General features: G+C 65.5%; 6 protein-coding genes and 1 pseudogene. 6 read left to right on the top strand and 1 reads right to left on the bottom strand.

Annotated elements, in window-relative coordinates:
- The first annotated feature begins 211 nt into the window (after nucleotides 1-211).
- The 5 genes from ABF648_RS01650 to pheA all read left to right on the top strand — a co-directional run bounded on the left by ABF648_RS01650 (nucleotide 212) and on the right by pheA (nucleotide 5766).
- Entirely contained in the window at nucleotides 212-1498 is a 1287-nt protein-coding gene (locus ABF648_RS01650) for a citrate synthase (protein WP_415630553.1), read from the top strand.
- Nucleotides 1499-1699: 201 nt separating this feature from the next.
- A complete protein-coding gene (locus ABF648_RS01655) occupies nucleotides 1700-2389 on the top strand; it encodes a transglycosylase family protein (protein ID WP_415630554.1) in 690 nt (229 codons plus the stop codon).
- A gap of 301 nt (nucleotides 2390-2690) precedes the next feature.
- The gene (locus ABF648_RS01660; protein ID WP_415630555.1) at nucleotides 2691-3497 is read left to right on the top strand and encodes a leucyl/phenylalanyl-tRNA--protein transferase; all 807 of its coding nucleotides are present in this window, start codon (nucleotides 2691-2693) and stop codon (nucleotides 3495-3497) included.
- Nucleotides 3498-3601: 104 nt separating this feature from the next.
- On the top strand, nucleotides 3602-4465 hold the full coding sequence (locus ABF648_RS01665) for an Fpg/Nei family DNA glycosylase (RefSeq protein ID WP_415630556.1): 864 nt from the start codon (nucleotides 3602-3604) through the stop codon (nucleotides 4463-4465).
- 314 nt (nucleotides 4466-4779) lie between these two features.
- Nucleotides 4780-5766: a prephenate dehydratase gene (gene pheA / locus ABF648_RS01670; RefSeq protein ID WP_415630557.1), complete on the top strand. Its 987-nt coding sequence runs from the start codon at nucleotides 4780-4782 to the stop codon at nucleotides 5764-5766.
- On the opposite strand, the pseudogene ABF648_RS01675 reads toward pheA, so the two are convergent.
- A pseudogene (locus tag ABF648_RS01675) lies at nucleotides 5748-6716 on the bottom strand (diacylglycerol/lipid kinase family protein); the annotation flags it as partial. The gene pheA and the pseudogene ABF648_RS01675 overlap by 19 nt on opposite strands.
- 50 nt (nucleotides 6717-6766) lie before the next feature.
- Here ABF648_RS01675 and ABF648_RS01680 point away from each other — a divergent pair.
- A partial coding sequence (locus tag ABF648_RS01680; protein WP_415630558.1) for a hypothetical protein occupies nucleotides 6767-6969 on the top strand: 203 nt, incomplete at its 3' end.

Consider the following 6969-nt stretch of genomic DNA (forward strand, 5'->3'; position numbering starts at 1 on the left):
TGGTTTCCACGGTAGTCGTCGAGGGTGCCTGCGCCGCGTGACCGACCCCCCGGCCATGCCCTGAAGCACTTGGCCGCCATGTGAAATCCCTGTGCGAAACGGGCTGAGGCGCCACAATGAGCACCGAATGCAGTGGGATTGTGTCCACAAGCCGAGGACACGGTCCGCGGGAAGGTAGGCAGCCATGGGGCTGCAGTGAGGTGGCTCGCACATGGCTGACATCGCAAGGTTGCAGGTTGACGGCAAGGTCTACGAGTTCCCAGTGGTGGTGGGGACCAACGGTGACCGGTCCATCGACATCAGCTCATTGCGACGAGATTCCGGCCTGGTCACCCTGGATGTCGGCTACATGAACACGGCATCGTGCAAGTCGGCGATCACCTACATCGATGGCGAGAAGGGCATCCTGGCCTACCGGGGCATTCCCATCGAGGTGCTTGCCGAGCACTCGGATTTCATCGACACCGCTTTCCTCCTCATCTTCGGGCACCTGCCCGATGTGGGGGAGCGTGAGAATTTCAGCGGGATGCTCGCCGCGAACGCGGCCCTGCACACGCACATGCGGAATCACTACGAGGCCTTCCCCGAGCGCGCCCACCCGATGGCGATCCTCTCGGCCATGATCAACGCGTTGTCGGCGCATGATCGCCCGCGCATCGAACCCAATGACGACGTCACCTTCGAGAAATACGCCGCCAACCTGATGAGCAAGGTGCGCACCATCGCCGCTGGCTCCTACAAGACCTCGATCGGCCAGCCCCTCATCTATCCGCGTACCGACCTTCTGTATGCCGAGAACTTCCTGCACATGATGTTCTCGCTGCCGTACCACAAGTTCGAGCTCAGGCCCGAGATGGTGAAGGCACTCGACTTGTTCTGGCTGCTGCACGCAGACCACGAGCAGAACTGCTCCACCTCGACGGTGCGGATGGTCGCCTCCGGCGAGGCGAATCTGTACGGGGCATGCTCGGCCGGTGTCGTGGCACTGTGGGGTTCGCGCCACGGTGGTGCGAATACCGGCGTGGTGCAGATGCTGCAGCACATGCGCCGGGAGAACATCTCCCCAGAGTCCTTCGTGAAAATGGTCAAGGACCGCAAGACACCGGTCAAGCTGATGGGCTTCGGGCACCGCGTGTACAAGAACGTCGACCCGCGGGCGCGCATCCTGAAGAAGGCGGCCGAAGACCTGCTCGAAGTCATGCACATCGACGATCCGTTGCTCGATCTGGCTCACCAGCTGGCGGATGTGGCGCTGGCGGACGACTACTTCGTCCAACGGCGGCTGTACCCGAATGTGGACTTCTACTCAGGCATCATTCTGCGGGCGTTGGGTATCCCGCTCAACATGTTCACCGTGATGTTCGCGATCGGGCGGATGCCTGGCTGGATCGCCAATTGGCGCGAGATCCACAACGATCCTCAGGGGAAGATCTACCGTCCCCGCCAGATCTACATCGGCCCCGTGGACGTTGCCTGGCAGGACCAGGAAGCCCGCTGAGACATCCGCCAGGCCCCTCGGGCGCTGCAGGTGGAACGCCGATCCTGAGAGGGCTGTCCAGAACCTGAGATGAATCTCAAAACTTTCAGATGGCGGAATATTCCTTCTGACAAGGAGTTTTGCTCTTCCATAGAGGAAAAGCCTGAGAAATTCATCGCCACAGACTTGGAATTTCTCAGGCTTTCCCCCAAGATGGTGGTCATGGCAAAGACACTTACTCGAATCGCTTCTGTCGCAGCGGCCGCTGCTCTGGCCGGCGGCGTGAGCGCGACTCTCGCGTCGAACGCGTCCGCCGATACGACCAACTGGGACGCCATCGCGCAGTGCGAGTCCGGCGGCAACTGGGCAATCAACACCGGCAACGGTTTCTCCGGTGGCCTGCAGTTCACCCAGAGCACCTGGGCTGCTTACGGTGGCACCGGCTCCCCGCAGAATGCTTCTCGCGAGCAGCAGATCGCTGTTGCCGAGAAGGTCAAGGCTGGTCAAGGTATCGGCGCATGGCCGGTGTGTGGCGCCAAGGGTGGCAGCACCGGAAGCTACTCGGGCACCAACACCCAGGGCTCGACCACAACTTCCTCGAGCACCAACACCCAGGCCTCGACCACAACCGCCTCGAGCACCAACACCCAGGCCTCGACCTACACGGCTCCGAAGCAGTCCACCTACACGCCGAAGTACGCGGCTCCGGCCACCACGACCACCACGCAGAGCACCAGCACCAGCTACACGCCCACCCGTGCAGCCAATGGCACCTACACCGTGCGGTCCGGCGACACGCTGGGCAGCATCGCTGCTGCCAATGGCACCACCTGGCAGCAGCTGTTCCAGCTGAACTCCGGCAAGGTCGCTGACGCGAACCTGATCTACGTCGGCCAGACCATCAACATCTGAGACAACTGAGTTCTCCGGCTCACCATTGAGGCCCCGCGGCAATGCCCCGGGGCCTCTGTCATGCCCGGGCAGCCTTCCATCAGGTCGCACCTGGTTCCAGCGGTTGGGGTGTGCATACGCTCTGCGGCTGAAATGCCCTTTACGCCGCTGCCGTGTTTCCTCGCACCACCGCAATCGGTGAATCGGTGTTCTTCACGATCAAGACCCGGGCGGCTGCGCGCAAGCAGCGTAGGACGCCTTGCAGCTGCGGAGGGCACATCCGTTCCCCGGGCGGGGTCGACGGCGGTGACAGACTGGGGTCATGCTCGCCCATGCGTTCGGCCCAGTTGATGCGTGGCCGGACCAGGACCTCGTGGGGTTCAGCAACGATCTGGACGTCGACATCACCATGGCCGCCTACTCCTCGGGGCTGTTCCCGATGCCGCTGCATGAGTCGGGTTTCGGGGGCATGTGCTGGTGGTCGCCGATGAACCGGGGCGTGATCGAGCTGTCCGCGCTGCGAGTTCATCGCAGTCTGCGCAAGATGGCGAAGCATTACACCACCACTGTGGACACGGCCTTCGACCGAGTCATCCTCGCGTGCGCGGATCCGCATCGTCCTGGCGGCTGGATCGACGACGAGATCACCCGGGTGTACACCGAGCTGTTCGGCCGGGGCATCGTGCACAGCGTCGAGACCTGGGACCCCGAGGGCAGGCTGGTCGGCGGGCTCTATGGAGTCTCGATGGGTGGCCTGTTCGCCGGGGAATCGATGTTCCATGATCCTGAGGCCGGACGGGATGCCTCCAAGGTGGCCTTGGTGCGGCTGGCCGGCATCCTGGGTGCAAGCACAGGAACTGGGCTGACGAGTGAGGTCATGGCCCCGGCCACACCGGCAGGCTCCCTGGTGGGGGCTCAACTTTCCGGACCAGGCGGTGCCGGTGCGCTGCTCGACGTGCAGTGGCTCACGCCACACCTGGCGACGATGGGCGCCGTCGAGATTCCCCGGCGGCGCTATCTGCACCTGCTGGGCGCTGCCTTGGATCGTCCTGGTGCGGTGTGGCCGACGGCCGACGACTCCCGGCGCCGGGGTTACGGTGTGTTGCCGGAGGGCATCGGCCATGGCTGAGCGGCTGACGAGCTGGCGCGGGCCATTCGCCGAGGTTCGCAATGTGGCCGAAAGCCCGGTCGGCCCCGAATTCCATGCCCTGATCTCCTGGGGAGGCGGCGATCATGCCTGAGTTGCCGCAGGTGGAGGCCCTGGTGCGGTTGCTGCGCGGCGACCTCGTGGGGCATGTCATCACGCGGGTGGAAGTGGGTTCCCCCAGCGTCCTCAAGACCTTCGCGTACCCGCCCGAGCGGCTTGTGGGCCAGGAAATCACCGCAGTGACGCGGCACGGAAAATTCCTCGACATCGGGGCGCCGCCGCTGCACTCGGTATTCCACCTGGCGCGGGCGGGCTGGCTGGTCTGGCACGATGACCTGCCGGAGCGGAAAGCAGGGCCGGGCAGGGGACGCATTGCCTTGCGCATCGGGCTCGACAGTGGTGCGGGTTTCGACCTCACCGAGGCCGGCACAAAACATCGTCTGGCGGTGTACATCGTCGTTGATCCCTGCGAGGTACCAGCCATCCAGGGGCTCGGCATCGATCCACTGACCCCAGAATTCACGGTCAACGCGTTGCAAGAACTGCTGTCAGCAGCGGGACGCACGCGACTGAAGGGTTTGCTGCGCGACCAGCGGGTCATTGCCGGGATCGGCAATGCCTACAGCGACGAGATCCTGCACGACGCGCGGCTGAGCCCCTTCAAGCCCTGTTCGGCACTCAGCCCAGAGGAGGTGAAGCGCCTGTACACGGCCATCGTCGGTGGTCTGAAGGATGCTCTCGACCACACCCAGGAACTCACCGCAGCCCAGCTCAAGGCCGACAAGCGCACTCGCCTGCGCATCCACGGCCGCACGGGCGAGCCATGCCCCGATTGCGGCATGGCCATCGCCGAAGTGAGCTTCGCCGACTCTTCGCTGCAGTATTGCCCGCACTGCCAGACCGGTGGCAAGGTGCTGGCGGACAGAAGGATGAGTCGGCTGCTCAAGTGAGCCGAGGAGATGCGGAAGATCGTGGCAGTGCCCCGGTTCGCACCCGGGGTGGCTCAGCTCCGTTGGCCGGACGGCGTGGGCGCAGAAGGGCCGAGGGACCTCGTCGGGACTCGACTCGGTTGTCCTGCACGCGAGGGAGCCCCATCACGCGGCAGCGCTCATTCCATCCCAGGACGACTGAGAACGGCACTGACATGCCGGGCACCCCGTAAAAGGGTCGCCCGTGACGTCAGGCCCGATCGTGTGGTCCAGTCTGTCGCATTGCCCCCTTGCCGATGCGGCATCCGACCGGCTGGCCCAATAGGCTCGTAGTCATGCTCGGCTACTTCGGCCCGGAGGGCACCTTCACCCACCAGGCACTGCTCACCGTCAGCGATGCTCCCGCCAGGCCATTTCTCACAGTGGCGGCCGCCCTCGATGCCGTGCGTGATCGCGAGGTCGAAGCGTCCATGGTGCCCATCGAGAACTCGGTGGAGGGCGGCGTCTCGGCATCCCTGGACAACCTCGGCGATCCTGAGCGTTCGCCGCTTCGCATCATCCAGGAGGCTCTCGTCGACGTCCGTTTCGATCTGTGCGTGCGACCCGGAACTGCGTTGGACCAGGTGAACAAGGTCATCACCCATCCGCATGCCGCCGCGCAGGTGCGCGAATGGCTGGCCGTGCACCTTCCCGACGCCCACATCGTGGAGCGAGGGTCCACGGCCGCAGCCGCCAAGACTGTGTCGGATCCCGACTCGGGATACGACGCGGCGGTCTGCGCGTCCATCGCGGGGGAATTGTACGGACTGGTCTCGCTGGAGCATGACATCGCCGACAACGACTCCGCCGTGACCCGTTTCGTGCTCGCCGCACGACCAGGATGGATGCCTGCCCGCACAGGTGCCGACAAGACCACGCTGGTGGCCTACATGCGCCACGACGAACCCGGTGCTCTGCTGGCCATCCTCCAGCAGTTCGCCGTGCGAGGGGTGAACCTGTGCCGCATCGAGTCCAGACCCACCCGCACCACGCTGGGCAGTTACTGTTTCAGCATCGATGCCGAGGGCCACTTGGAAGACGACAGGATTGCCGAAACCCTCATGGGGCTGAAGCGCATCTGCAAGGACGTGGTCTTCCTGGGCAGCTATCCGCGCGCCGACCGTCAGCGCCCGACGCTGCGATATGGAGGCAAGAACGCCGACTACCGGTCTGCGGCAGAATGGCTGTCAGGGCTGGGCGGCAACATGACGAGCAATGCACCTGGATCGACCTCGGCCTCGAAGAAACGGCCCTCGCCCACCGTGTCGCCGTCCAACTCGTAGGGCAACGGATCCTCAACAGCGACGCTCATCCGCCGTCCGGTGTACTGCTCCAGTGAACTGCCCACCCCGAAGCGGGTGAGCACCTGCGCGGCGGCGTTGGCCCATGCCGACAGACCGCTCGGCGAGCCGATCACCATCTCCATCTGACCGTCAGTCGGGTCTGCCTCCGGCATGAGGTCGAGGCCGCCGCCGATGGAGGCGACATTTCCCATCACGGTGAGCACGGCATTGCGACGCACCTGCGTGACGCCGTCCACCGTGATCTCCACCCGGTGAGGCTTGACGAGCAGTTCGGGCATCGCCGACACGACATAGGCCAGGGCACCAACTGCCTTCTTCAGGTTCTCATTGGTGCGGCTCATCAGCCGCGCGTCAAATCCGATGCCGGCCATCACCGCGAACCGCAGCGGATGACGGAAGTCGTGGTCGACCACGAGCTTGACCAGGTCGATCGCAACCGGACGGCCCATTACCGCGATCCGGATGGCATCCTCCTGGTCGCCCGGGACACCGAGGTTCTTGGCGAACAGATTTGCGGTGCCCGAGGGCACGATGCCGAAGGGGATGCCGCTGCCAGCGAGCTGCTGGGCGACCACCCGGATCGTGCCGTCACCGCCCGCGCCGATGACGAGATCAGCTCCCCGCTGGATTGCCTCATCCGTCATGGCCCGCCCAGCATCATCGGGGGTGGTGGCAAGCCACAGAGCGGGTTGCCAGAAGTCACCGGCCAATTCATTGGCGATCTGTCGTCGGAACATCATCTCGTCGGCCACCTTGGCCGGGTTGTAGATCACTGCGCACAGCCCGCCTCGGGGTCGTGCGACGTGCTCGGGGCGGCGAACGGCGATCAGGGGCAGCATGCGCACCCGTGCGAACAACAGCACCAGGGCCACCACCGCGCCACCGAGCAGCACCCCGCCGATGAGATCGCTGAATCGATTCTGGTTCATCAGCCACTGGCTCAGACCGATCGCGGCGAGCACCACCAGACTGGCCACACGTGCCGCCAGGACCGAGGTCCTCGGCTGACGGGTGGTGGGGGGGGGGGGGGGGGGGCCCCCCCCGCGGGGGGGGGGGGGGGGGGGGCGGGGGGGGGGGGTGGGGGGGGGCGGGGGGGGGGGGGGGGGGTTGGGGGGGGGGGGGGGGGGTGGGGGGTGGGGGGGGGGGGGTGGGGGGGGGGGGGGGTGGGGGGGGGGGGGTGGG

Origin of the sequence: Propionibacterium sp. (assembly GCF_047719395.1) — a bacterium.
Taxonomy (GTDB): Bacteria; Actinomycetota; Actinomycetes; order Propionibacteriales; family Propionibacteriaceae; genus Propionibacterium.